This is a genomic window from Micromonospora sp. NPDC005163 (genome assembly GCF_053599835.1).
Genome location: NZ_JBSFYP010000163.1, coordinates 1 through 1,416 on the forward strand (window position 1 = coordinate 1; position 1,416 = coordinate 1,416).

Annotated in this window: 2 protein-coding genes; both read right to left on the bottom strand. The window is 68.4% G+C overall.

Annotation, left to right across the window (positions count from 1 at the left end):
* Positions 1-183: 183 nt before the first annotated feature.
* On the bottom strand, positions 184-963 hold the full coding sequence (locus ACWD6N_RS37720) for a transposase family protein (protein WP_354968867.1): 780 nt from the start codon (positions 961-963) through the stop codon (positions 184-186).
* Positions 964-1,031: 68 nt separating this feature from the next.
* A partial coding sequence (locus tag ACWD6N_RS37725; protein ID WP_450006756.1) for a YciI family protein occupies positions 1,032-1,416 on the bottom strand: 385 nt, incomplete at its 5' end.

Consider the following 1,416-nt stretch of genomic DNA (forward strand, 5'->3'; position numbering starts at 1 on the left):
CGCCACGGTCGAGCGGCCAGGCCGGGTCGCCGCTGGCCATGTGTGCTCGTGGGCGTGAAGTCGAGAAGGAGCGCCGCGACATCCGCATCTGCCGCTGAGTGTGCGCGGATCTGCTGATGAGCGGGCAGGCCTAAGGGACGTCTCGTAACTCGGTGAAGGCGTTGCCCGTGGCCGCGCTGGCGCCTACCCGGTGAGGACGATGTTGTGCAGATTGGCGGTGCCGGAAGCGGCGTCGGTCAATGTGTGGGCCGCGCGGCGATAGTCGCGCAGGATCTTCCAGCACTTCATGCGGGCCAGGGCGTGCTCGACCTGGGCGCGGACGGTGCGGTGCTGGGCGTTGAGGTCTTCCTTCCAGGCCGGCAGTGGGCTGCCGTCGCGGTACTTGCGGTACGGCATGATCACCTCGCGGTTGCCCTGGTAGCCGCCGTCGGCCATGACCGGCCTGTCGGCCAGTTTCTGATCGATGCCAGAGGTGCGGTAGACGATGGTGTCGTTGCGGTTGCCTGGCTGCGGGTCGCCCAGGGCGATGATCAGGCGGGTGCTGGCGTCGATGGCAACCTGCAGGTTGGTCGAGTAGCGGTAGTTCTTGCTCGGGGTGGCCAGGCGGTGGTCCCGGGTCGGGATCAGCGTGCCGTCGACGATCGCGATCTGATCAACCGGCCGCCGCCGCGCCGGCGCCAGGGCCAGCAGCGGCCCGAGGGTGTCGATGACCCGGTGCGCGGCAGAGTGGGAGACGCCGAACAGTGGGCCGATCTGCCGCATCGTCAGGTTCGTGCGCCAGTACGCGGCCACCAGCAGCACCCGGTCGGGCAGGTCAAGGGCCCACTGCCGGCCCGGCCGGCCGTCGGCGATGGCGTGCCCGCCACGTTCGGCGACCAGCCGAACCAGCTTGCGAAACTGGGCGGGCTGCAGCCCGGTGAACGGAAAGATCCACTCGGCGCGCGCTGCGGAGATCACCTGCACCCAGGCATCCTCGACGATAGTCCTCAACAGACAGACGCCGGGGTTACGAGACGTCCCTTAGTCGACGCTTACGACGACTCCGGCAACGGCCATACCTCGACCACGCCGTGCGCGACGGCGCAAGGCGTACGCGACACGATGTCGATGGCCTCGGCCAGCGTAGCTGCTTCGATGATGGCGAAACCGGCTACGGGAAGCGTGGAAGACATGAAAGGCCCGTCCTCCGTGGTCACCTCGGCCGCGTCGTGGTTCCGCACCTGCACGGGCTGGCCGGCGACGCCCATGTCGACCCCATCCTGGCGCAGTCGGGCGTCATGCGCATGCGCCGCGTCGCGTACGGCTGCGTCGGTGTGGTCGTAGCCCAGGGCCCCGGCAAAGTCGTGGCGGTGTCTGACTTGAGTGGACTGGAGTAGAAGCGCCGTTGTTGATGGCAGCAAGACGGGCATGACCGGT